Genomic DNA, 23,938 nt, shown 5'->3' with positions numbered 1-23,938 from the left:
AGGGTGTGCGACTTTAGCAGTAGGCCGGCTGAGGCGGCGGCGGCGCAAATGGAGCTGGATACTTCAACACAGGGGTGTTTTCCCGCGTGGCGGTAGCGGCGGCCTGAAGCAAGCGGTGCTTGTCGAGCACGCGGGTGAGCAGAGCGCCTAGCAGGTGGCCGGCCGAAGCGGTGAGATCTTCACCGGGAATTTCAATGAAGGCGAGACCACGATTGTGCGCTTCGCGGTAACGCGCGTGATCCATGATGGCGCCGGGAAGCACGGAGAAACCTGCGACATCGACATAGGCCCGGGCTGCTGTTTCCTCACCGGGTTCGGACAGGCGCGACAGGGCGATCTGCAGCCTTGCCTTCGGTACGCCTGCGTTGGCCAGATTGTAAAACAGCTCCATGGCCGGTTGCAGGTCGTCAAAGCAGGCGCCGCACGGCTGGACGACCGTGTGCGCGACGCTGGCGATCTCGGCGGTCAGTTCAAGGTTCTGGCCGGGGCCGTCGATAATAAGGAGATCGGCATCGGACGACGTCGCGACAGCGGAATCCGCGTTGTCGAAAGCGGCGACGGAAATGGATGGCAGCACCAGATTGCGGTCGCGCAGACGCTGCCACCGGCTGGCGGTGCGCTGGGCCGGATCGAGATCGGCAAGCTTGGTTTTGAGGCCTTTGCGGGCGGCAACCGCGCATAGCGCGCGCGCCATCGTTGATTTGCCGACGCCGCCCTTGCGGCTCAGGAACGCGACCACGACAGTCATAAAACCCCCACGCGTACTACTGTTGACCGATCCCGCTGCCGTAATGCCTATGGTTAAAAAACGGCGGCAGCTTGGCGCGGAGCGAGTGAAAATGTGGCGGCCAATGGGATTGGCGGTGGGGATTGGCTTCACCTTCCGATGCGATCATATGGGTGCGGGGATGCATCGCGCCTGTCGTATCGGATAACAGCGCCGTTCGGCAGGCGGCAAAGGCATCGATGTGAAACGGAACTCAACGCCCATGAGCAATGCAATGTCGTCGCTGCAGACCAACGATCTTGATGCGTACTGGATGCCATTCACCGCCAATCGAAGCTTCAAGCAGGCGCCGCGTCTCTTCGTTGAAGCGTCGGGCATGTATTACACCACCGCCGACGGCCGGCGTGTGATGGACGGAACGTCAGGACTCTGGTGCGTCAACGCTGGCCACTGTCGTCCGGAGATCGTCGAGGCAATCCGCAAGCAGGCGGGTGAACTCGATTTCGCCGGCACGTTTCAGATGGGCCATCCGAAGGCGTTCGAGTGTGCGTCGCGTCTGGTGAATATCGTGCCGCCCGGCTTCGATCATGTGTTCTTCGGCAATTCGGGATCGGAAGCGGTCGACAGCGCACTGAAGATCGCGCTGGGCTATCATCGCGCGCGCGGCAACGGCGGCAAGACGCGCCTTATCGGGCGTGAGCGCGGCTATCACGGCAGCAATGTTGGCGGCACGGCAGTCGGCGGCATCGGCGCCAACCGCAAGATGTTTGGGCCGCTGCTGGCCGGTGTCGATCATCTGCGCCATACGCACGATCACGACCGCAACGCATTCAGCCGCGGGCAGCCGGTGCACGGTGCCGATCTCGCCGACGATCTGGAACGTCTGATCACGCTGCACGATGCCTCGACGATTGCGGCGGTGATCGTTGAGCCGGTTGCCTGCTCGGCCGGTGTTTATGTGCCGCCGCAGGGATATTTGCAGCGGCTGGCGGCGATCTGCGCTAAGCACGACATCCTGCTGATCTTCGACGAAGTCATCACGGCGTTCGGGCGTCTCGGCGCTCCGTTTGCAGCCGAGTATTTCGGGGTGAGGCCAGACATCATCACCAGCGCCAAGGGGCTGACCAACGGCGCGGTGCCGATGGGCGCCGTGTTCGTGCGCGGTGAAATATATGATGCGTTCATGCAGGGGCCGGAGAGCGCCATCGAGCTGTTCCACGGCTACACCTATTCCGGCCATCCGCTGGCGTGCGCTGCCGCCATTGCAACGATGGATGTGTTGCAGGCGGAAGGTTTGCTGACGCGTGCGGGTGAGCTGGCCTCCTATTGGGAGGAGCGCGTGCATAGTCTCGTCGGGCTGCCGCATGTGCTCGACATCCGCAATATCGGACTGATCGGCGCGATTGAGTTTGAACCCATTGCCGATGCGCCGGGCAGGCGAGCGCATGCGCGGTTCCTGGAAGCGTTCCGTCGCGGCATCTTAGTGCGTGCAACGGGCGACATCATCGCGCTCGCGCCGCCGCTGATCATCTCGAAGGACGAGATAGATCATCTCATCGGCACGCTGGGGGAAGTTCTGCAATCCGTTGACGATTGATTGTAGCGGAGCAGGGAAGGCGGCTCCGGCGTTCGGAGCCACCTGCTGTCTTGTTGAGCCGTTCCGTTAGAAGGCCTCTTGCGGTGCGGAGCTGTTCGCACGCGATGCAACCAGTCGTTCAAGCGGTTTGCGTCCGAACATCAGGAACAGCGTCGGCGTCAGGAATGCATCCAGCAACGTTGCCGAGATGAGACCACCGACGATGGTGACGGCGACGGGATGCAGGATCTCCTTGCCCGGTTCGTCGGCGCCGATCAGCAGCGGGATGAGAGCGACGCCGGCTGACAGTGCCGTCATCAGCACCGGCCGCAGACGTTCTAGCGTGCCGCGCATCACCATCCGTTGGCCGAATTGCTCGCCTTCGAACATCACCAGATTGATGTAGTGGCTGATTTTCAGGATGCCGTTGCGGACCGCGATGCCAGCCAAAGTGATGAAGCCGATGGCGCTGGCGACCGAGAATGGCTGATCGGCGATCCACAGCGCAGCAACGCTGCCGATCAGCGCCAGCGGAACGTTGCCCATGATGATGAGCGCCAGCGTTGCCGATTGATAGCGGCTGTAGAGCACGACGAAAATCAGCATCATCGATGCCAGCGACAGCATGGCGATGAGGCTCGATGCTTCTTCCTGCGCCTGGAACTGCCCTTCAAGGCGGACGAAATAGCCCTGTGGCAGTTGCTCGGTTGCGATGGCCTTGCGGATGTTTTCAACGATCGCCGCCATGTCGCTGCCGTCGGTATTGGCAAACACGGCGATGCGTCGGCGTCCGTTCTCGCGTTGAATTTGATTGGGGCCGTCGGTGTCGCTGATGTCGGCGATGGACGAGAGTTGAATGCGGCCGCCGGGGCTTTCGATCAGCATCTCGCCAAGAGCACGGCTGCTGCGATCAGCGTCCGACAACCGGACCACGACGTCGAACCGCTTTGAGCCATCGGCAATCTGCGACACGACCTGACCGTTGGAAAGAACCTCCAGTGCTTCGGTGATCTGGTTTGGGTTGAGACCATAGAGTGCGGCCTTGGCGTAATCGACGCGCACCTGCAGTTGCGGGATGCGCACCTGCTTTTCCGTCTGCAGATCGACAATGCCGGGAATGGTCCGCAGACGATCTTCAAGTTGGGCGGCAAGTCCGCGCAACGTATCGTAATCGTCGCCGTATATCTTCAGCGCGAGTTGGGCGCGGACGCCTGACAGCATGTGGTCGAGGCGATGCGCGATCGGCTGTCCGACCGTGATGCTGGCGGGTAGCATCGAAAGCTTGCGCCGGATATCCGCCAGCACATCTTCACGGCTGCGATCGGAAGCGACGATGTCGACATCGAGTTCGCTGTTGTGAACGCCCTCGGCGTGTTCATCGAGTTCAGCGCGGCCTGTGCGGCGCCCCACGGAACGCACTTCGGGAACTTCCGCGATCAGTTCCTCGGCGATGCGGCCGATACGGTCGGATTCCGCCAGGCTGATGCCCGGTTGCAGGACAACGCCGACGAGCACCGTGCCCTCGTTGAAGGTGGGCAGGAATGCGCGCGGCAATGCCAGCCCCGCAATGGTGGCGGCGATGACGGCAACGACGGGGACGCCGATGACGAATGATGGACGACGGAAGCACCACCTGAGCGCTGCCGCCTGCGCGCGCTTGAGACCCCGCACCAGCATTGTGTCGTGATCCGACAGATTGCGCATGCGCGGCAGCAGCCAGTAACTGAGCACCGGCGTTACGGTAAGTGAGACGACGAGGCTGGCCAGAATGGAAACGATGAATGCGATGCCCAAAGGCGTAAACAGGCGGCCTTCGATGCCTGAGAGCGCGAACACCGGCAGGAACACCAGAACGATGACGATGGTGGCGTAAACGATGCCGGAGCGCACCTCCATCGCGGCGTCGGCGATGACGCTGATTAGGCTGCGCCCGTCGCTGCCACCGGCTTCCCTGTGCAACCCTAAACGCCGGTAAATATTTTCGACGTCGACCACCGCATCGTCCACCAGCACGCCGACAGCAATGGCCAGTCCGCCAAGTGTCATGACGTTGATGGACATGCCCATCACGCTGAACACCAGCAGCGTTGCAAGAACCGACAGGGGGATGGCGACGAGTGAGATGAACGTCGTCTGCCAGTTGAACAGGAATATGAACAGGATGATTGCGACGCAGACCAGCGCTTCCACCAGCACGCGCATCAGCGTGTTGATGGATGTTTCGATGAAGCCGGCCTGACGGAACTGGATGTCGGTGGTGGTGACACCCTCAGGCATCACGCGCTGCAGCTCCGGCAGCATGGCTTCGATCTGTTGCGTAATGCGAACGGTATCAGCGCTGGGCTGTTTCTGTACGGCCAGAATGACGGCGGGTTTGCCGTTGACACCGGCGTCACCACGCTTGGTGCGCGCGGCGAAATCAACATCCGCAACCTGCCGCAGCGTGATGGCGTGTCCGTCGCGATAGGCGACGGCAAGGTTGCGCAGATCCTCGATCTGGGTTGTGCGCCCGATGTTGCGAATGAGGTATTCGCGCATGTTGAGATCGACGAAGCCGCCGCCGGTATTGGAGCCGAACTGCTTGATGGCCTTTTCGATGGCATCAAAGCCGATGTTGAGGCTGCTCATGCGGCGTGGATCGGGAATGACACGATACTGCCGCACCTCGCCGCCCATCGGAATGACCTGCGCCACGCCCGGAACGGTGAGCAGTTGCGGGCGTACGGTAAAGTCCGCCAGTTCGCGAAGTGTCATCGCATCGACGGTAGTGCTGGACATCGCGATCAGCATGATCTCACCCATCACGGATGAAATCGGGCCCATCTGCGCGGCGACATTGGCGGGCAGCTGCTCGCGCACGAGCTGAATGCGTTCGGAAATCTGCTGCCGCGCGCGATAGATCTCGACCGACCACTCGAACTCGACATAGACAATCGAGAGGCCGGCACTTGATACGGATCGCACGCGGCTGACGCCGGGCATGCCGTTCATTGCGGTTTCGATCGGGTAGGTGACGAGAAGCTCGACCTCCTCCGGCGCCAGGCCGTCGGCCTCCGCCATCAGCGTTACTGTCGGGCGGTTGAGGTCGGGGAACACGTCGACGGGCAATTCGCGCAGCGTAATGAGACCATAAATGGTCAACGCCAGCGCAGCGATGATGACGAACAGCCGGTTATTCAGGCTGGTGCGGATGATAGTGTCGAACATGGCTGCTTGCTCCTCACCGGACCTGATTGATGAGTTCGGCGCCGTCCGTCACGATGCGTTCGCCTTCAGGAACGCCATCGAGCACCAGCACATTCTCGCCGTCGAGTGGGGCAACGCGAACGGGCAGCGGGCGGAAAAGCTGCGGCCCTTCCTTGGCCCACACGCGGGCCATGCCGTTGGCCGCGCGCACCACCGCAGCGGCGGGTAGCACAACGCCTTCGACGGGCGCGCCCTGCTGGATGAGAACCTTCACGGCGGAGTTGATCGACAGCCCTTCGTGGGGCTCGTCGATGCGGAATTGCAGCGGCTGCGCCTGTTGCCGCAGTGAAGGCGCGCGCCCGACCAGCGTCAGCTTCAGCGAGTGATTGTCGAGGTCAATGGCATAGGCATTGCTGATGTCGGGATCGGTATGCTCCGCGCCGCTGATCGCTTCGATCCAGAGGCGATCGGGATCGACGATTTCGAACAGCGTTTCGCGCGTTGTTACAACCTGGCCCGCACGCACATTGGCAACCGAAATGACGCCATCCACCGGCGCTTTCAGCGGCATGAGCTCGGCATCCTTGCTTTGCAGCACGCTCTGTTGCTCGCGCAAAGCTTCAAGCTCGGTGCGGGTGTCGTCGATTTCCTTCTGCGCAACAACGGTGGCGATGCGCTTCAGCCGGGCGAGCTTCTGTTCTGCAATCTTGAGCTTGCCCGCAACCTCGGCCCGCAGCTGCTGCATGGTGCCAAGGTCGGCAATGGGAATACTGGGCGCCAGAAACGCCAGCACCTCGCCGGCCTTCACCCGTTCGCCGACATGCGAGATGCCGCGCTTGGCCAGCTCAATGCGGCCATCCATGGGCGCCTGCACCTGACCGAAAAACGATGGATCGGGCACGACAGAGCCGATCAGCTCACGCGCCCTCCGCGTTTTCTGGCGCTCTGCAATGACGGTGCGCACATGGAGCAGACGTTGGGAGGCTTTGGGCAGGAACACGTCGCCATTGGGCAATCGCCGTGGGGCGGCGTTCTGCGCTCCGGCCGGCAGTTCAGGTTCGGCGCCGTGATCGTGTCCTTCGTGCGCGCGTGCTTGCCCCGGCATCAGGGCTGCCGCTGCGATGGCGCCGATTGCAAATGCTGCGCTGATGGCTGATGTGCGTGAATGCGGCGCGCCGTGATCGTTTGGCGCCGACGTGGCCGCGGCTTCATCAGTGGCAGCAGGCAGGCGGATGGGGCGGAAGGCAAACGCCAGCACAAAGCCGAACATCGTGGCAAAGCCGGCGATCACCCAGGTGTAAAAATTGCTGAGCGCTGCTTCCCAGGTCTGTGGTGTGGCGGCGTGTTCGTGCGCGGCCTCCGCAATGGTCATGTCGCCGGCGAGCACCTGCGCTTTGCCATCGATTGCGACCGAAAACTGCAACGGCTTGAGGCCAGGATCATCGGCCCACGGCGCCGGGATCTCGAACGTTCCAGCGCGGATGCGCTTTGCCGAGCCGCCGGCAATGCCGTCTACGGTGAGCTTGATTTCGGCTTCTTCGACCGGCGCGTTGGTGGCGCTGCGATCGAGATAGATCGTGAGCTTGCGATCGGCAATTTCGCCAACCAGCTCAATCCCATCGCCGGAGATTTCAAGCTGCGGCGCGGCCGCCGATTCCTGCGCAACGGGTTCATCGTGGGAGTGATCCCCATCGCCGTGCGCGTGGGCGGTTGCGGCGCAGGCGAGCGCAGCGAGGGCTAGGATGGTGCGTGATAATTGGCGTGTCATGGCGGCGGCGTTCCGAAGCTTGAAGCATCGCGGGCAGCGCGTCGCGTGGTGCGGGAATTGTTGCTGGTCTCCGGTTCGTCAGGGAGACGCAATCAAGGCCGGCGGCGCGCTGAGCAACAAACGGCGCGCCGAAGGGCGCGCATCAAGCTGCGGTTCTGGGCGGCCGCATCGGAGGGTAGGGCAACTGCCCATAGGGCAGCGCAGCTTGCCGTTCCAGCCGCAGCTGGCCAGCGTCTGACAGGCGCGGCAGCAGCGTGGAGCTGCCCAGCAACGCCGAAACTGCGCAGCAATGGACGTGCACGTGGGTGCAGTCCTGATCGCCGCTGGCAGGATGGTGATCGGATGCGGGAGCCTGCTGGCCCGCAGCGGCATAAGACGCCTTGATGGCATCGCCATGCGATTGGGCTGAGGTGTGGGAGTGGGCACCCGTTAACCCGTGTGCGTGGGCTTCAAACGTCAGAATGTCATGCAACGCAGGCAGGCCCCCGCTCAGGAGAGCGACGGCTACGACAAGCATCGAGATGCAGCGTTTGAATATCCTTGACACGGGATACAGCAAAGCGGGCCCCCAGCATTTCGTCAAGGCCCATATCAAGGCTGATAGGTATGCCTCATGTCGCGGCATCGCGGGGCTTGGCCTCAACAATTCCGTCATAAAGGTCTGCAGAACTGGCGCGACCGTTAAAAGGAGCCAGCAGCAGCGTTGATGCGTTACAGGCTGCAGCGCGGACTGCGACCGTTGCATCGGGTTCGACATCGATCACTGGGAGAAAGACAATGAAAACTTTCGCGCTGGGCTTGGCCTCAGTTGTACTGGGAAGCGTTTTATTAACGGTTCCGGCGGCTGCACACGGCTTTGATACCTGCACACAGGAGCCGAAGGACAAGTGGCAGTCCCAGGCGGATGCGGAAGCGGCGGCAACAGAAGCCGGCTATACGGTCACGCGCTCCAAGATCGTCGGCAGTTGCTATGAGGTCTATGCGAAGGACAAGGCCGGCAAGAAGTTTGAGCTGTACTACAATCCGGTCGATCTGAAGCTGGTCGAAAAGCACGACGACTGATGCGCGCCATGCAGCGGCTGTCGTCGGTGGCCGCTGCCCATTCTTTTGTCGGCGTTCTTCTATCGGCGGAGGGACATCAGGCGCGATCCGTGCGAACGATGCGGTCAGAGGTTAGCGCGCTCCCATCGGTTGCGGTATCGGCGCCGGAGCATGTGTCGGGACCATACGTTTAAGATCCCGTCATCTGCCCGTGCCTATAGAAGGGGAGCAGACCCATGAGGCTCCAACTTCCCGGCCGGTCCTGAAGTGACAGTCAGAAATCTTTCCAGCCTGCTTGCGCCGCGCTCTGTTGCCTTCGTGGGCGCCAGTCCTGAACCCGGATCGGTCGGGCTGATCGTTGCCCGCAATCTGTTGAGCGGCGGATTTGATGGACCGATCTGGTTTGTCAATCCGCGCCATGAAGCGGTTCTGGATGTCCGCTGCTTTCAATCGCTGGCGGCGCTGCCGGATGTGCCCGAGCTGGTCGTTATCGCAACGCCGCCCGAGACTGTTCCTGACATTATAGCCGAGGCGGGCGCAAAGGGCGCGCGGGCGGCGGTCGTCATAACGGCGGGCGTAACGGGCGAACTGCGTCAGCGCATGTTGAATGCGGCGCGGACCTATTGCTTGCGCATCGAAGGCCCCAACTGCATCGGGCTTTTGCTGCCGCATATCGGTCTCAACGCCAGCTTCTCTCGCCGTATGCCGATCAAGGGCGATCTGGCGGTCATTTCCCAATCGGGCGCGCTGGTGACGACGATTGTCGACTGGACAGCTTCGCGCGGCATCGGCCTGTCGCAGGTTATATCGCTAGGCGATATGGCAGATGCAGACTTCGGTGATTTTCTTGATTACCTCGCCGGTGACATCACCAGCCGCGCGATCCTGATTTACATGGAAGCAATGACGGACGCGGCGAAGTTTATCTCCGCAGCGCGCCGTGCTTCCCGCGTCAAGCCGGTCATCATTCTCAAGTCGGGCCGCAATGCCGCTGCTGCAAAGGCGGCGATGTCGCACACAGGCGCGCTTGCGGGGGCAGACGCCGCCTATAACGCCGCCTTCCGGCGCGCCGGTGTGCTGCGGGTGAACGAGCTGCGCCAGCTTTTCGATGCAGCCGAAATTCTTTCTGCGGTGCCGCATCTGCATGGCGAGCGGCTGACCATACTCACCAACGGTGGCGGTGTGGGTGTGCTCGCCACCGATGAGCTGGCCGATCTCGGCGGCAAGCTGACCGAACTTCCCGCCATGACGCTGCAGCAGCTCGATGAGTGCCTGCCGCCGACATGGTCGCGCGCAAATCCTGTCGATATCATCGGTGATGCCGGGCCGGAGCGTTATCAGAAGGCAGCGGAAATTTTGCTGGCTGATCCGGCAACGCATGCGCTGCTGGTCATGAACTGCCCCACCGCGATGGCGTCCAGCGAGGAAGCGGCGCAGGTGGTGGTTGATCTTGCAAGTGCGCATCGTCGGCAGCGGCCGCGCAAGGTCATTCTGACGAGTTGGCTGGGTGAGGACGCGGCGGAACCGAGCCGCCAGCTGTTTGCCAAGGCCGATATCCCGACATTCGCCACGCCCGAAGCCGCGGTTGAAGGGTTCTGGCAGCTTGTGCGCTATCGCCGGGCGCAGGAAGAGCTGATGCAGGTGCCACCATCGGCGCCCGAAGCCTTGCAGTTCGACCGCGCGAAGGCCGATCACATTCTCGCCGAAGCGCGCCGCAAGGGGCGCACGATGCTGCTGGAAGCCAAGGCGAAAGAACTGCTGGCCAGCTACGGCATACCGGTGGTGCGGACGCTGCGGGCGGCGACACCCGAACAGGTTGAGCTGCATGCGGCGGAACTGTTGCGGGATCACCGCGCCTGCGTAGTGAAGATCGTGTCCGATGATCTGCCGCATAAGTCTGATTTCGGTGGCGTGCGGCTTGCGATTGCCTCTGCGCGCGAAGCCCGCACGGCGGCCGAAGAGATGCTGCTGAATGTGCATCGGTTACGCCCGGATGCGGTGCTGCGCGGCTTTACAGTGCAGGCGATGATTGAGCGCGCCAACTCACACGAACTGATTGTCGGTGCGAGCGAGGATGCGACCGTCGGTCCGCTGATGATGTTCGGGGCAGGCGGCACGGCGGTTGAAGTGACGGCTGATACAGCCCACGCGCTGCCACCGCTCGATTTGAAGTTGGCCTATCAGATGATGCGCGAAACCCGCATCTACGGCCTGCTGAAAGGGTATCGCGATCGGCCGGCAGCAAATCTCGATGCCATCGCGATGGCGCTGGTGCGGCTCAGCTATCTTGTTGCGCGTCATCGCGAGATCCGCGAAGTCGATATCAACCCGCTGCTGGCCGATGAGCACGGCGTGGTGGCGCTGGATGCCCGCATCCGGATTGCCGATGAAGCCGAGGAACCGCGCCGGCCGTTGGCGGTGCGACCGTTCCCCGTCGAGTGGGAACGAACGATCGCTGTCGAAGGCATGGGCGAGGTGACGTTGCGCCCTATCCGTCCTGATGACGAGCCGCATTATGTGCGCCTGTTTGACCGGATCAGCGCCGACGATCTGCGCATGCGGTTTTTCACGGCGGCGCCAGAGCGCACATTCCGCTTCTTCGCCCGGATGACGCAGATCGATTATGCGCGCGAAATGGCGTTCATCGCAGTTTACGGCGACGAGGTTCTGGGTGTAGCGCGCCTGATTGCCGATCCCGATGGCCGGCGTGCGGAGTTTGCGGTGATCGTGCGGTCAGACCTGAAGGGCAGGGGGCTCGGATCGGCGCTGATGCAACATCTGATCGCCTATGCGAAGTCGGAAGGGCTGGGCGAGTTGATCGGCGATGTGCTGGCGGAAAATACCGGCATGCTGGCGATGTGTCGGTCACTGGGCTTCACGTCGGTCTATGAGCCGCAGTCGAACGTGTTCCGATTGAGCCTCGATCTGGGGCGGGGTGCGCTGGGCAGCAAGTAAAGCTGATCGGGGCGGGCAATGAGCGCTGGGCTTTCACGCGGGGCCGGCCGCGGCCGGTGCTATGGCGTGATGCACGCGCAGACCGCCATGCAACGGCGTATTTCCGATGATTTTAGGCGATGGAAACTGGAGCGGGTGAAGGGAATCGAACCCTCGTATTCAGCTTGGAAGGCTGCTGCTCTACCATTGAGCTACACCCGCGTATCCAGAACTCGGCTTTTTACTCCAATAGACCGTTCAGTCAACCCGATAAAATCCGATTGAATGGCCGTTCCGGTCGGGGCTGTCCCGGAATAGTCCCGGAGCGGCCGGGCGCAATTCTCGTCCCTTTCAGGTACTCAATCCGGCAGGCAAGGAGCGATCAAACCGCAACAGCCCAGACGACGATGCCAGCATAACGCAGCATCGTGACATCGCGTTTGTTAAAGCACGCGATAGCGTCTGGAGCTGACGTCGGATGGTGGAGAATTACTCTGCAGCACATCGATCCAAGGACAGACTCTGCGGCCTGGATGAGCGTGTCATTTATTCAACAAGAGCTGCGAAGTCGGGCAAGCTTCTGCTCTTGACGTGGCATTGCCATTGGCAGCCACCGGCAGAATCAACGTTGTTCAGTGAACAGCAGTTCAGGGCGCGAATGTTGTCAGCGTGCCTTTGAAAGTGCGTGTGCGCCAGTAGCCTTATTTTGCGGATTTGTTTTCTCGTTCAGACGATTGCAATTTTATTCATGGAGCTGGCTGATGCGCTGCATTGAACGAAAGCCATTCTGTTGACGCAGATTTTCGGCGTGAGCTCCGTTTGTCTTTTAGCAGTTACGCCACCAGCGCATGCAGCATGCACAATCCCGGCGGGAACGTTCGCGTCCGGTGACACAACAACCTGTACCGGCGTGATCACAGAGGAAAGCTATACGATCGGATCGCCGGTTCTGAACGGCACGATCATCAACGACGCCACCTGGACTGAGACCGGCGATCTGCAGAACCCGTTCGGCGATTCCGTGATCGGGGCTACAGGTAGCATAACGACGAACTACACTGGCCTCACGATCATCAACAACGGGTCGGTCTCGTGGACGGGGGCCACAGCCACAGCAATCCCGGATGGTGACAGAACGATGTCAGTACTAGGGGCCCACTTCCAAACAGAAACTGTGGGCGGACTTTCCTATATCAATAACGGCGACATAACAGGCGTCGCCGCATCGACCGCGTTGAATACCTTTATCGGCATGGGCTTGGCTTCACGGTCCGGCGTGAACTACGCCGAAAACGCCGGCAGCATTAATATCGACGGAAGTCAGATAACCTCTGGCGCGTTCGTGGTCGGAATAAGTGCTTACGCCGCGAGCGTCGATCTTCTGAATACCGGCGATATTGTTGTCAATTCGGGGCGGCATCTTGGTATCGGTATGGGCTACAATTATTTCGCGACGGGGTATCCAGGCTACAGTACCGGTGACGTCAGCATCGAGAACCAGGGCAGTGTTGTTGTGTCCGCCATGGATCCGGGAGGAACTACAAACGGGTTGTACATTAATATTCAGGATGACCTCGTGACCCCCACGCTCACTTCGGCGACGATAACCAACTCGGGATTCGTTGAAGTGGAGGGAGATTACTTCCCTGCCGGCGTCTATATTTCGAGCAACAACAGCAATGTTCCGATAGAGGTTTTCAACTCGGGGACGATCAGCAGCACCCATTATGGGCTCATGGCTGACGCTGCGACTGTAGCGGACATCCACTTGCAGAACACAGGCAGCATCATCGGCTACATTCTCACTGCGCAAGGTAATGATCAGGCCGAGATCTGGGGCAGCGTGGCCGGAGGTATTAATCTGGCAGCAGGTAGCGATGCGCTTACGTTCTATGCCGGTTCCGATATCTCGCAAATCACGTTGTTTGACGGCGGTGATGACGTATACGCCGCCGACGGATTTATCGACACGCTGACTTTTGATGGCGGTAACTACACCATCGACACGGCATTGGTGCAGAACTGGGAATCCGTCGTCCTGTCTGGTGGAACTGTCGCGACCTTTTCCGGGTCAGACCTACTGGTCGGCGGCGGCACGGATGGCAGTGGCGATCCGCTCGGCCTGTTCGTCAATGCCGGCACGACGATGGTGCAGGCAGCGCAAAGCCTGACCGTGAGTGGCGATGTGCACCATGCTGGTATCATCAACCTCGCGAACGGGACGCCCGACAGCATTCTCACCGTTGCGGTTGATCCGTTTGCGCCCGGAGGCGCCTCCGGCAATTACGTTGGCCAGGGCGGAACGCTCAGCATCAACACCTATCTCGGTGGTGATGCCTCGCAATCCGATATGCTGGTTATCGACGGCGGCACCGCTTCCGGCACATCATTGCTGAGTGTTGCGAATGCGGGCGGCGCAGGTGATCTCACGCAGCTCAACGGTATCCTTGTCGTCGATGCGATCAACGGCGGCTCGACGATGCCGGGACTGTTCTCACTTGCCGCCCCGGTCATTGCTGGTCCCTATGAATATTCGCTCTACCGCGGCAGCGTCGATGCAGCTAACCCCGACGCCTGGTACTTGCGCTCAACTCTCGACTGCGCACTCGATCCTTCCGCGCCGATCTGCGGCCCTGATGTTCCCAACTACCGGCCGGAGACATCGCTCTACGCCGCCGTGCCGGCAATGACGCTGCTCTACGGCCGTCTGATGCTCGACACGCTGCATGAGCGGCGGGGTACGTCGGTCAGTTCATACGCTGAAGGCGCACCGAATGCAGCATGGGCGCGTGTGATCGGTCAGCACGGCGATCGCGATGGTGGTAAGGGCGGCATCTACGGCGCCGGCCCCAAGTACGATTATGACTTCTGGGCGTTCCAGGGCGGCATGGATCTCTATCGCGACGGCGATGTCGGAACTTCGCGCAATCATGCCGGTGCATTCTTCGCCATCGGCCACGGCTCGGGCGATGTGCAGCACATCGGTGACGGCAAGGCCGGCGAGAATTCGTTCATGGCGTACTCATGGGGCGCCTACTGGACCCACTACACGCCGGAAAATGCTTACGTGGATGCGCTGCTGTTAGGCTCGTGGTACGATATTGATGCCAAGTCAAACCGCATCGACAAACTGAAAACCGATGGCGGCGCGTTTGGCGCTTCGCTTGAAGGTGGTTATCCGGTTTACACCGGGCCGGGTGGCTTCAGCATCGAGCCGCAGGCGCAGCTCGCCTATCAGACCGTCAACCTCAACAACGGATCGGATGTCGCCGCGCAGGTGCACTTCGATAACGTCAATTCACTGGTGGGACGCGTGGGCGTTCGCTTCGCGCAGGACTTCGGTACGCCGACCTGGCTGACCGGAGCACCGTCAACCTTCACCGCGTGGATACGTCCGAACTTCTGGTACGAGTTCCTCGGCGATCCGAAGACGAAGTTCTCGTCCGCCACCGGCTTCATCCCGTTCGCGGCCGACATGGGTGGCACGACATTCGAAATCAACACAGGCTTCTCGACCGACATCGGCGATGGCGCCGCGATCTACGCCAATGCCTCATACCTCGTCGCCATCGGCGAACACGCCGATGGCAACGCCTACGACGGTAAGCTGGGTGTGAAGGTCGCCTGGTGATGTGAATGCAGCGGGAAGGCGGCCCACGTCTTCCCGCTCTGCGCTGCACCCGTGCTGCAATCTCCACGACTTACAGTGCAGCGGTTTTGTAAACCGATGGTCGGCCGCAGTTGCCCGCGACGCGCATTTGGGCCGAGGCGCAAGCGTCTTTCCGGCTTGCTCTCATGATGCCCGATTTCTGCTGGCGCACCCATATCGGATTAGGTGATGGTCGTCCGGGTGGGTGGCCAATCCGACGACCAAGGAGGTGCGAATGCTGATCGTGACGACGAACGACCTGTCGGGATACAGGGTCGTTAAGCATCTGGGCATGGTACGCGGCTTGACGGTGCGTTCGCGCAGCGTGGTCGGCAATATTGGCGCTTCGATTCAGATACTTTTCGGCGGCCACATCTCGCTGTATACAAAACTGGCTGAGGAGGCCCGTCAGGAGGCATTCGACCAGCTTGTCCGTCAGGCTGAGGAGCGCGGCGCCAACGCGATTCTCGCCATGCGTTACGATGCTAACGAGATTGCTTCGGCGGTCACGGAGGTTCTGGCGTACGGCACAGCGGTTGTGGTTGAGCCTGTTTAGCACGCTGAGCGTGCGGGCTTCTGGCAATTTTAGCCACCCGGGTGAGGCACTTGCGCCTCTTGGGGAGGCAATTGCGTCACTAGCAAGTGACAAAGGCAAAAAGTTCGGCTAAGTATGCCGGCCTTGCGGGGATTAGCGCGCGCTTTCCCAGCAAAATAGGGGTGTAGCTCAATTGGTAGAGCGTCGGTCTCCAAAACCGAAGGTTGGGGGTTCGAGACCCTCCGCCCCTGCCAGATACATGGATACATTCGCGGCGCGGGCGTCGGATGGTCCAAACGGCCGACGCTAGCGTGCGTCAGGTTGTCACATGATGCCCGGGAAAGTTGAATTGATGGCCAAATATAACCCGGTCCAGTTTATTCAGGAAGTTCGCCAGGAAGTTTCCAAGGTTACTTGGCCGACCTGGAAAGAGGTCTGGATCACAACCATTATGGTTCTTATAATGGTCAGTTTGGCCGCCGTCTTTTTTCTTGTTACGGATCAGGTCATCGGTTGGTTGGTTCAGCTCGTGCTGGGCGGGCGTTAACGCCGGAGCGGTGAGAGCTAGTGTCCACTGAATTTGCGCAAACGCGCCCTGAAAGAGCGGCTATGGCGAAGCGCTGGTATATCGTGCACGCGTACACCAACTTTGAACGGAAGGTGGCGGAGTCGATCCGCGAGCGTGCCAAGGCGGCCGGGCTGGACGACCTCTTCGAGGAAGTTCTGGTTCCGACTGAGGAAATCATCGAGGTCAAGCGCGGTCGCAAGGTTCAGGCTGAGCGCAAGTTTCTGCCTGGCTACGTGCTGGTCAAGATGGAAATGACGGACCCGGCGTTTCTTTTGATCAAGAATACGCCTAAGGTTACTGGGTTCCTTGGCGCAGAAAATCGCCCTATGCCAATCTCTGAGGACGAGGCCATGCGCATCGTCAATCAGGTGAAGGAAGGCGTGGAGCGTCCCAAGCCGTCGATCACCTTCGAGGTTGGCGAGCAGGTCAAGGTTGCCGACGGTCCGTTTGCCTCTTTCCAGGGGCACGTGGAGGAAGTGGACGAGGAGCGTTCACGCCTCAAGGTGGCCGTTTCGATTTTCGGCCGTCCGACGCCTGTCGAGCTGGAGTTCGGCCAGGTCGAGAAGGTGGCAGGTTAAGCGCTTGTGTTTTGCCCGGCTACGCCCAGAGCGTGGTCGGGTTATGCGCTGTTGATGGCCGGTGACGTTTCTGCAGCTGGAAGCGTTTGATCGGTCAATTGAATTTCGGGCGGATGGCCAAATTGTCTATCCGTTCCAACCCGCAAGGACAGCCTCTCACGGGGCCTCCCTGCGGTAAACCGCGGGAGAGCCGGCAGGCTCGTCGCACCGCTAACCCTGGGAAGGAATGCCCCTTCCCGTCAAGTGCTAGGGGATACCATGGCAAAGAAAATCGACGGTTATATCAACTTGCAGGTGCCGGCGGGGGCGGCTAATCCCTCGCCGCCTATTGGTCCCGCGCTCGGTCAGCGCGGCGTCAACATTATGGAATTCTGCAAGTCGTTCAACGCCAAGACCAAGGACCTGGAGCAGGGTACGCCCATCCCGGTGAAGATTACGGTCTATTCCGACCGCTCTTTCACTTTTGTGATGAAGACGCCTCCTGCAACGTTCCTCATCAAGAAGGCTGTTGGCATGAAGGCGACCGGCAAGCCGGGTTCGGGTTCCAAGAACCCTGGCCGTGACGTCGCCGGCTCCATCACGATGGATCAGCTTCGCGAAATTGCGAAGGTGAAGCTGAAGGATATGAACACGGACGACATCGAGGCCGCGGCCAAGACGATCGCCGGCTCCGCCCGTTCCATGGGCCTCCAGGTGAAGGAGTAAAGGCGATGTCAGCTAAGGTAAGCCCCGAAGTCATCAAGGAAGCCCGCGCTGCCGGTGGCAAGCGCATGGCGGAAGCCGTCAAGGGTTATGATCGCAACAAGTTCTATGCGATCGAAGAGGCGATCAAGCTGCTCAAGGAACGCGCCAAGGCGAAGTTCGACGAGACGGTTGAGATCGCAATCAACCTTGGTGTTGATTCCAAGCACGCCGATCAGATCGTGCGTGGCGTCTGCAGCCTGCCGAACGGCTCTGGCCGTACGGTGCGCGTTGGCGTGTTCGCCAAGGGTGCAAAGGCCGAAGAGGCGAAGGCAGCCGGTGCCGATGTGGTTGGCGCTGACGATCTCGCTGAGCAGGTCGCCAAGGGCGTGATCAACTTCGATCGCTGCATCGCGACGCCCGACATGATGGGTGTTGTCGGTCGCCTCGGTAAGGTGCTGGGTCCGCGCGGCCTGATGCCGAATCCGCGCGTCGGCACGGTGACGATGGACGTGGCTGGTGCAGTTGCTGGTGCCAAGGGCGGCTCGGTCGAGTTCCGCGCCGACAAGTCCGGCGGCATCGTTCAGGTCGGCGTTGGCAAGGTCAGCTTCAGCGATGACGCTCTGGTGGAGAACATCAAGGCGCTGGTCGATGCGGTGGTCAAGGCTAAGCCGACCGGCGCTAAGGGCACCTACGTAAAGCGCGTGTCGGTCAGCTCGTCGATGGGCCCCGGCATCAAGGTTGATTCCGCCAGCCTTGGCGGCGGTCAGCCGCTCGCGTAGGGCGAGGCCAAGAGAATTCGGGCGTCACCTTCGGGTGGCGCTTGATGCCGGATTAGAGCCCGATCCCGTCCAGCTTCACGTTGGGCGGGGCGGGCTATTTCCGGAAGTACTGTCCGAGACTGTGGGTGCCGTCACGCCTTTGGAGTGATGGCTTAAGTCCAAAAAGGGGCCCGCATGAGACAGGAGCGACCCGGTTTCGTTTTTCTCCACAAGGGGAAGCAAGCCGGTTTGAACCTGGGTCAGCACCGTGCCGCTCTCGCAGGCGCGCGGTTGGACAGAACTAGCGTCGCCGCATCCGGGTGAGCCCGGTCGGCGGCAAGGTGCAACCCGCGGGACGGCGATGAGCCGGTCCGTAAACTGGAGTGAGCAGGTGGATAGAGCCGCGAAAAGTGAGCTCGTGACGACGCTCAACACCGTGTTGAAAGACACGGGGCTGGTTGTTGTCGCCCACTATGCCGGGATGACGGTCGCCCAACTGACTGACTATCGCCAGCGCGTGAAAGAAGCTGGCGGTAAGGTCAAGGTGGCCAAGAACCGGCTGGCGAAGCTCGCTGTCAAGGATACTTCGTACGAGACGATCTCGGATCTCTTCAAGGGGCAGACCATCATTGCCTACTCGGAAGATCCGATCGCTGCTGCGAAGGCTTCCGTCACCTATGCCAAGGGGAATGACAAGCTGGTCATTCTCGGCGGCGCAATGGGTGACACGGTCCTTGATGCGAACGCCGTCAAAGCGCTCGCCGAACTGCCATCTCTGGACGAACTCAGAGCAACGCTCATCGGTCTCCTCAACGCGCCGGCGACGAAGATCGCCCGCACGATCATGGAGCCGGGTGCACAGCTCGCCCGAGTTGTCCAGGCGAAGGCAGCCCAAGGCGAAGCCGCTTAAAGGCAAGGGCGGCGCCCTCAGGGCGCCACGACGTCACAGACATCGCATGTCGAAAGACTGCAACAGTTTATTGGTTCAAACCGAAGGAACTACAACATGGCCGATCTTGCAAAGATCGTTGATGATCTCTCTGCCCTCAGCGTGCTCGAAGCCGCTGAGCTCGCCAAGCTGCTCGAAGAGAAGTGGGGCGTTTCCGCTGCCGCTGCCGTTGCCGTTGCTGCGGCTCCGGGCGCTGCCGCTGCTCCCGTTGAAGAGCAGACCGAGTTCACCGTTATCCTGAAGAACGGTGGCGACAAGAAGATCAACGTTATTAAGGAAGTCCGCGCCATCACCGGCCTGGGCCTCAAGGAAGCCAAGGACCTCGTTGAGGCCGGCGGCAAGCCTGTGAAGGAAGGCGTGTCCAAGGACGAAGCTGCAAAGCTGAAGAAGCAGCTCGAAGACCAGGGCGCGACCGTAGAAGTTAAGTAAGACACGTTCGGCAACGGGCGGCGAGAGGTAAGCTCTCCGAGCTTTTCCTCCCTCTCGCCGTCCGCGCCAACGGTCTGACGGACGTCTCTCCGGAGGGTCTTTTTGGGGGTTGTGCCACCTCCAAACGGGCCCTCCGGTGAGCCGTTTCCAGGCTGAAGCGAGGGTTGGCGGCCCTCGCCGTGAAGGCAGCAGTCGCGCGGGCCGTCACCTGCGCAGATTACAAGGAGCGAAAATGGCTGAGACCTTGAACGGCCGCAAGCGCATCCGGAGGAAATTCGGATCCATTCGTGAAGTCGCTGAGATGCCGAACCTCATTGAGGTTCAGAAGAGCTCCTATGACGACTTCCTGATGGTCAAGGAGCCGCCGGGTGGCCGTTCTGACGATCATGGACTTCAGTCGGTCTTCAAGTCGGTGTTTCCGATTTCGGATTTCTCCGGTCGGGCGACGCTTGAATTCGTGCGTTACGAGTTCGAGCCGCCGAAGTACGACGTCGACGAGTGTATGCAGCGTGACATGACCTTCTCGGCACCGCTGAAGGTCAAGCTGCGCCTGATCGTGTTCGATGTGAACGAGGAAACCGGCTCCAAGTCCATCAAGGACGTGAAGGAGCAGGACGTGTACATGGGCGACATGCCGCTCATGACGTCCAACGGCACCTTCGTCATCAACGGCACCGAGCGCGTTATCGTTTCGCAGATGCATCGTTCGCCGGGCGTGTTCTTCGATCACGACCGCGGCCGTACGCATACCTCGGGCAAGCTGCTGTTCGCCGCACGCATCATTCCCTATCGCGGCTCCTGGCTGGACTTCGAGTTCGACGCCAAGGACATCGTCTATGTGCGCATCGACCGTCGCCGCAAGCTGCCGGTGACGACGCTGCTGTATGCTCTGGGCCTCAACGACGAAGAGATCCTGAGCTACTTCTACAAGCACATCACGATCAAGGAATCGAAGCGCGGCTGGAAGATGCCGTTCGTGCCCGAGAAGATGCGCGGCATGACGCCGGCTGCCGATCTCGCCGACGCCAAGACGGGCGAAGTGGTTGTGAAGGCCGGTGAGAAGATCACCGCCCGCCGCGCCCGCGAGCTGTCGGAAGGCGGCCTCAAGGAAGTGCTGGTTTCGTCGGACGATCTGGCTGGCCGTTACATCGCCGCTGATATCGTCGACATGGAAACCGGCGCGATCTTCGCGGAAGCCGGCGACGAGCTGGACGCTGAGCTGCTGGCCGAGTTGAAGGATCAGAAGGTCAAGGAATTCCCGATCCTCGACATCGATCACGTCAACGTCGGTCCGTTCGTTCGCAACACGCTGAGCATCGACAAGAACGCCAATCAGGAAGAGGCGTTGATGGACATCTACCGGGTCATGCGTCCCGGTGAGCCGCCGACGATCGAGGCGGCAACGAACCTGTTCCATTCGCTGTTCTTCGATCCGGAGCGCTATGATCTCTCGGCCGTTGGCCGCGTGAAGATGAACATGCGTCTGGAGCTGGATGCGCCGGATACGATGCGCGTTCTGCGCCGCGAGGACATTCTCGCGGTGATCCGTACGCTGGTCGATCTGCGTGACGGCAAGGGCGACATCGACGACATCGACCATCTCGGCAACCGCCGTGTGCGTTCGGTCGGCGAGCTGATGGAAAATCAGTATCGCGTCGGCCTGCTGCGCATGGAGCGCGCCATCAAGGAGCGCATGTCGTCGGTCGATATCGACACGGTGATGCCGCAGGATCTCATCAACGCCAAGCCGGCAGCGGCTGCGGTGCGTGAGTTCTTCGGTTCGTCGCAGCTGTCGCAGTTCATGGACCAGACGAACCCGTTGTCGGAAATCACCCACAAGCGCCGTCTGTCGGCACTTGGTCCGGGCGGTCTGACGCGTGAGCGTGCGGGCTTTGAAGTTCGCGACGTGCATCCGACGCACTACGGCCGCATCTGCCCGATTGAAACGCCGGAAGGCCCGAACATCGGCCTGATCAACTCGCTGGCGACGTTTGCCCGTGTGAACAAGTACGGCTTCATCGAGAGCCCGTATCGCAAGGTCATCAACGGCAAGCTGACGGACGAAGTTGTCTATCTGTCGGCAATGGAAGAAATGCGCCATCACGTGGCGCAGGCCAACGCGCAGATCGACGACAAGGGCAACCTGGTCGACGATCTCATCACCTGCCGTTACCAGGGCGACGTGCTGCTGGTTCCGCAGGAGAAGGTCGATTACATCGACGTTTCGCCCAAGCAGCTCGTTTCCGTGGCCGCGGCGCTCATTCCGTTCCTTGAGAACGACGACGCCAACCGCGCGCTGATGGGTTCGAACATGCAGCGTCAGGCCGTGCCGCTGATCAAGGCGGAAGCGCCGCTGGTCGGCACCGGCATGGAAGAAGTTGTTGCGCGCGATTCCGGCGCTGCTATCGCGGCACGCCGTACCGGTGTTGTCGATCAGGTAGACGCAACCCGTATCGTTATCCGCGCAACGGAAGAGAACGATCCATCGAAGCCGGGCGTCGATATTTATCGTCTGCGCAAGTTCCAGCGCTCGAACCAGAACACCTGCATCAACCAGCGTCCGCTGGTGCATGTTGGTGATCAGATCCGCGCTGGCGACATCATCGCTGACGGTCCGTCGACCGACCTGGGCGATCTGGCGCTCGGCAAGAACGTGCTCGTCGCGTTCATGCCGTGGATGGGCTACAACTTCGAGGACTCCATCCTGATGTCCGAGCGCGTCGTTTCCGACGACGTGTTCACCTCGATCCACATCGAGGAATTCGAGGTGATGGCCCGCGACACGAAGCTGGGTCCGGAGGAAATCACGCGCGATATTCCGAACGTTTCGGAAGAAGCGCTGAAGAACCTCGACGAAGCCGGCATCGTGTACATCGGCGCTGAAGTGAATCCGGGCGACATCCTCGTCGGCAAGATCACGCCGAAGGGCGAAAGCCCGATGACGCCGGAAGAGAAGCTGCTGCGCGCCATCTTCGGCGAGAAGGCTTCCGACGTTCGCGATACCTCGCTGCGTCTGCCGCCGGGGGTCGCCGGTACGATCGTTGAAGTGCGCGTGTTCAATCGCCACGGCGTCGACAAGGACGAGCGTGCGATGGCGATCGAGCGCGAGGAAATCGAGCGCCTCGCCAAGGACCGCGACGACGAGATGCAGATCCTGGACCGCAACGTGTTTGCGCGTCTGCGGGAAGTGCTGATCGGCAAGGAAGTGGCGAAGGCTCCGAAGTCCGCCGGCAAGGTGAGCGACATCACCGAGGAAACCCTCGACGATGTGCCGCGCAGCCTGTGGTGGGAATTCGGTCTGAAGGACGAGAAGGCTCAGTCCGAAATCGAAGCCATCAACAAGCAGTACGAAGAAGCCAAGAAGAGCCTTGGCCTTCGGTTTGCCGACAAGGTCGACAAGCTGCAGCGTGGCGACGAGATGCCTCCGGGCGTGATGAAGATGGTCAAGGTCTTCGTCGCGGTGAAGCGCAAGATCCAGCCGGGCGACAAGATGGCCGGCCGTCACGGCAACAAGGGTGTCGTGTCGCGGATCGTGCCTGCCGAAGACATGCCGTTCCTTGAGGATGGAACGCCGGTTGACGTGGTGCTGAACCCGCTCGGCGTGCCGTCGCGCATGAACGTCGGACAGATCCTCGAAACGCATCTTGGCTGGGCCTGCCGTGGCCTGGGCCGCGCAATCGACGACGCGCTGCATGACTACAATGCCAGCGGTGAAGCGAAGGCGCTGCGTGATGTGCTGACGAAGGTCTACAGCCAGGAACAGCTCAAGCCGAATGCATCGGATGACGAGCTGGCGGCGCTGGCTGGTCCGCTGACCAAGGGTGTGCCGATTGCCACGCCGGTGTTTGACGGTGCCAAGGAAGCCGACATCGTTGAGATGTTGAAGGCTGCCGGCTTCGACAGCTCCGGTCAGGTGACGCTGTTCGACGGGCGTACCGGCGAGCCGTTCGATCGCAAGGTCACGGTTGGCTACAAGTACATCCTGAAGCTGCACCACCTTGTCGACGATAAGATCCACGCCCGCTCGATCGGTCCGTACTCGCTCGTCACGCAGCAGCCGCTGGGTGGTAAGGCGCAGTTCGGTGGTCAGCGCTTCGGTGAAATGGAGGTCTGGGCACTTGAGGCGTATGGCGCTGCCTACACGCTGCAGGAAATGCTCACCGTCAAGTCGGACGACGTTGCCGGCCGTACCAAGGTGTACGAGGCCATCGTCCGCGGCGACGACACCTTCGAAGCCGGCGTGCCGGAGAGCTTCAACGTGCTCGTGAAGGAAATGCGCGCACTCAGCCTCAACGTTGAGCTGGAGAACTCCGACGCGCCGATGCTGTCGCCGCCTGAGGGCGATGCGCAGCCGACGCCGGAAGCAGAGCCGGAGGCGCAGCCGCAGCTTCCGCCGGCTGCCGAGTGAGCGATTGACGTTTAAGTCCGGGGCTGGAAACGGCCCCGGACAGCGCGCTTCACGGGTGCGCAGGAATTCCGAGGGCTCACAGACGCACTGGGCCCGTTTTGCGTGAGGATCGTCGCGATCGGTCCTTGCAAGCCTGACACGGGGCGAA

At 61.1% G+C, this 23,938-nt stretch carries 16 protein-coding genes and 2 tRNA genes; 13 read left to right on the top strand and 5 right to left on the bottom strand.

Annotation, left to right across the window (positions count from 1 at the left end):
- Nucleotides 1-13: 13 nt before the first annotated feature.
- Nucleotides 14-748 carry a ParA family protein gene (locus C6Y62_RS11445; protein WP_173953979.1) on the bottom strand — a complete coding sequence of 245 codons (735 nt, stop codon included), beginning with the start codon at nt 746-748 and terminating at the stop codon, nt 14-16.
- 241 nt (nt 749-989) lie between these two features.
- Between C6Y62_RS11445 and aptA the strand changes: the two genes are divergently transcribed.
- Nucleotides 990-2,324: an omega-aminotransferase AptA gene (gene aptA / locus C6Y62_RS11440; RefSeq protein ID WP_173953978.1), complete on the top strand. Its 1,335-nt coding sequence runs from the start codon at nt 990-992 to the stop codon at nt 2,322-2,324.
- A gap of 66 nt (nt 2,325-2,390) precedes the next feature.
- On the opposite strand, the gene C6Y62_RS11435 is transcribed toward aptA, so the two are convergent.
- The 3 genes from C6Y62_RS11435 to C6Y62_RS11425 form a co-directional block, all read right to left on the bottom strand.
- Complete coding sequence (locus C6Y62_RS11435) at nt 2,391-5,510, bottom strand: efflux RND transporter permease subunit (protein WP_173953977.1); 3,120 nt, start codon at nt 5,508-5,510, stop codon at nt 2,391-2,393.
- Between the two features lie 13 nt (nt 5,511-5,523).
- On the bottom strand, nt 5,524-7,257 hold the full coding sequence (locus tag C6Y62_RS11430; RefSeq protein ID WP_173953976.1) for an efflux RND transporter periplasmic adaptor subunit: 1,734 nt from the start codon (nt 7,255-7,257) through the stop codon (nt 5,524-5,526).
- A 142-nt stretch (nt 7,258-7,399) separates the two neighbouring features.
- Nucleotides 7,400-7,774: a hypothetical protein gene (locus C6Y62_RS11425; protein WP_173953975.1), complete on the bottom strand. Its 375-nt coding sequence runs from the start codon at nt 7,772-7,774 to the stop codon at nt 7,400-7,402.
- A 260-nt stretch (nt 7,775-8,034) separates the two neighbouring features.
- On the opposite strand from C6Y62_RS11425, the gene C6Y62_RS11420 reads away from it, so the two are divergent.
- Both C6Y62_RS11420 and C6Y62_RS11415 read left to right on the top strand, forming a co-directional pair.
- On the top strand, nt 8,035-8,319 hold the full coding sequence (locus C6Y62_RS11420) for a PepSY domain-containing protein (RefSeq protein WP_173953974.1): 285 nt from the start codon (nt 8,035-8,037) through the stop codon (nt 8,317-8,319).
- Nucleotides 8,320-8,565: 246 nt separating this feature from the next.
- The gene (locus tag C6Y62_RS11415) at nt 8,566-11,253 is read left to right on the top strand and encodes a GNAT family N-acetyltransferase (RefSeq protein ID WP_173953973.1); all 2,688 of its coding nucleotides are present in this window, start codon (nt 8,566-8,568) and stop codon (nt 11,251-11,253) included.
- A gap of 127 nt (nt 11,254-11,380) precedes the next feature.
- Here C6Y62_RS11415 and C6Y62_RS11410 read toward each other — a convergent pair.
- Nucleotides 11,381-11,454 (bottom strand) — tRNA-Gly (locus tag C6Y62_RS11410).
- Between the two features lie 688 nt (nt 11,455-12,142).
- Between C6Y62_RS11410 and C6Y62_RS16755 the strand changes: the two genes are divergently transcribed.
- The 10 genes from C6Y62_RS16755 to rpoB all read left to right on the top strand — a co-directional run bounded on the left by C6Y62_RS16755 (nt 12,143) and on the right by rpoB (nt 23,790).
- Nucleotides 12,143-14,863: an autotransporter outer membrane beta-barrel domain-containing protein gene (locus C6Y62_RS16755; RefSeq protein WP_173953972.1), complete on the top strand. Its 2,721-nt coding sequence runs from the start codon at nt 12,143-12,145 to the stop codon at nt 14,861-14,863.
- Between the two features lie 253 nt (nt 14,864-15,116).
- A complete protein-coding gene (locus C6Y62_RS11400) occupies nt 15,117-15,437 on the top strand; it encodes a YbjQ family protein (protein WP_068459030.1) in 321 nt (106 codons plus the stop codon).
- A gap of 157 nt (nt 15,438-15,594) precedes the next feature.
- A tRNA-Trp gene (locus tag C6Y62_RS11395) sits at nt 15,595-15,670 on the top strand.
- A 98-nt stretch (nt 15,671-15,768) separates the two neighbouring features.
- Nucleotides 15,769-15,963, top strand: a complete 195-nt coding sequence (secE, locus tag C6Y62_RS11390) for a preprotein translocase subunit SecE (protein WP_068459156.1) — start codon at nt 15,769-15,771, stop codon at nt 15,961-15,963.
- A gap of 62 nt (nt 15,964-16,025) precedes the next feature.
- Nucleotides 16,026-16,562, top strand: coding sequence for a transcription termination/antitermination protein NusG (gene nusG, locus C6Y62_RS11385; RefSeq protein WP_068459031.1), 537 nt, complete (start codon nt 16,026-16,028; stop codon nt 16,560-16,562).
- A 258-nt stretch (nt 16,563-16,820) separates the two neighbouring features.
- Nucleotides 16,821-17,267, top strand: coding sequence for a 50S ribosomal protein L11 (gene rplK / locus C6Y62_RS11380; RefSeq protein ID WP_068459032.1), 447 nt, complete (start codon nt 16,821-16,823; stop codon nt 17,265-17,267).
- Nucleotides 17,268-17,272: 5 nt separating this feature from the next.
- Nucleotides 17,273-18,025 (top strand): 50S ribosomal protein L1, encoded by a 753-nt coding sequence (gene rplA / locus C6Y62_RS11375; protein WP_083509390.1) that lies wholly within the window; start codon nt 17,273-17,275, stop codon nt 18,023-18,025.
- A gap of 340 nt (nt 18,026-18,365) precedes the next feature.
- Complete coding sequence (gene rplJ, locus C6Y62_RS11370; protein WP_173953971.1) at nt 18,366-18,914, top strand: 50S ribosomal protein L10; 549 nt, start codon at nt 18,366-18,368, stop codon at nt 18,912-18,914.
- 96 nt (nt 18,915-19,010) lie between these two features.
- Nucleotides 19,011-19,382, top strand: a complete 372-nt coding sequence (gene rplL, locus C6Y62_RS11365; RefSeq protein WP_068459033.1) for a 50S ribosomal protein L7/L12 — start codon at nt 19,011-19,013, stop codon at nt 19,380-19,382.
- A 232-nt stretch (nt 19,383-19,614) separates the two neighbouring features.
- On the top strand, nt 19,615-23,790 hold the full coding sequence (rpoB, locus tag C6Y62_RS11360) for a DNA-directed RNA polymerase subunit beta (protein WP_068459034.1): 4,176 nt from the start codon (nt 19,615-19,617) through the stop codon (nt 23,788-23,790).
- Nucleotides 23,791-23,938 lie beyond the last annotated feature (148 nt).

Origin of the sequence: Hyphomicrobium sulfonivorans (genome assembly GCF_013306565.1) — a bacterium.
Taxonomy (GTDB): Bacteria; Pseudomonadota; Alphaproteobacteria; order Rhizobiales; family Hyphomicrobiaceae; genus Hyphomicrobium_A; species Hyphomicrobium_A sulfonivorans.
Note: the sequence above shows the minus strand (reverse complement) of the source record. Positions and strands in the feature narration are given on the sequence as shown.

What these genes read in the sequence shown, in the direction of transcription:
- rplK (WP_068459032.1), top strand. Translation starts at nt 16,821, where the DNA reads ATGGCAAAGAAAATCGACGGTTATATCAACTTGCAGGTGCCGGCGGGG.
- aptA (WP_173953978.1), top strand. Translation starts at nt 990, where the DNA reads ATGAGCAATGCAATGTCGTCGCTGCAGACCAACGATCTTGATGCGTAC.
- rpoB (WP_068459034.1), top strand. Translation starts at nt 19,615, where the DNA reads ATGGCTGAGACCTTGAACGGCCGCAAGCGCATCCGGAGGAAATTCGGA.
- C6Y62_RS11425 (WP_173953975.1), bottom strand. Translation starts at nt 7,774, where the DNA reads ATGCTTGTCGTAGCCGTCGCTCTCCTGAGCGGGGGCCTGCCTGCGTTG.
- rplA (WP_083509390.1), top strand. Translation starts at nt 17,273, where the DNA reads ATGTCAGCTAAGGTAAGCCCCGAAGTCATCAAGGAAGCCCGCGCTGCC.
- C6Y62_RS11420 (WP_173953974.1), top strand. Translation starts at nt 8,035, where the DNA reads ATGAAAACTTTCGCGCTGGGCTTGGCCTCAGTTGTACTGGGAAGCGTT.
- rplJ (WP_173953971.1), top strand. Translation starts at nt 18,366, where the DNA reads ATGAGCCGGTCCGTAAACTGGAGTGAGCAGGTGGATAGAGCCGCGAAA.
- nusG (WP_068459031.1), top strand. Translation starts at nt 16,026, where the DNA reads ATGGCGAAGCGCTGGTATATCGTGCACGCGTACACCAACTTTGAACGG.
- C6Y62_RS11435 (WP_173953977.1), bottom strand. Translation starts at nt 5,510, where the DNA reads ATGTTCGACACTATCATCCGCACCAGCCTGAATAACCGGCTGTTCGTC.
- C6Y62_RS11400 (WP_068459030.1), top strand. Translation starts at nt 15,117, where the DNA reads ATGCTGATCGTGACGACGAACGACCTGTCGGGATACAGGGTCGTTAAG.
- C6Y62_RS11430 (WP_173953976.1), bottom strand. Translation starts at nt 7,257, where the DNA reads ATGACACGCCAATTATCACGCACCATCCTAGCCCTCGCTGCGCTCGCC.
- secE (WP_068459156.1), top strand. Translation starts at nt 15,769, where the DNA reads ATGGCCAAATATAACCCGGTCCAGTTTATTCAGGAAGTTCGCCAGGAA.
- C6Y62_RS11445 (WP_173953979.1), bottom strand. Translation starts at nt 748, where the DNA reads ATGACTGTCGTGGTCGCGTTCCTGAGCCGCAAGGGCGGCGTCGGCAAA.
- rplL (WP_068459033.1), top strand. Translation starts at nt 19,011, where the DNA reads ATGGCCGATCTTGCAAAGATCGTTGATGATCTCTCTGCCCTCAGCGTG.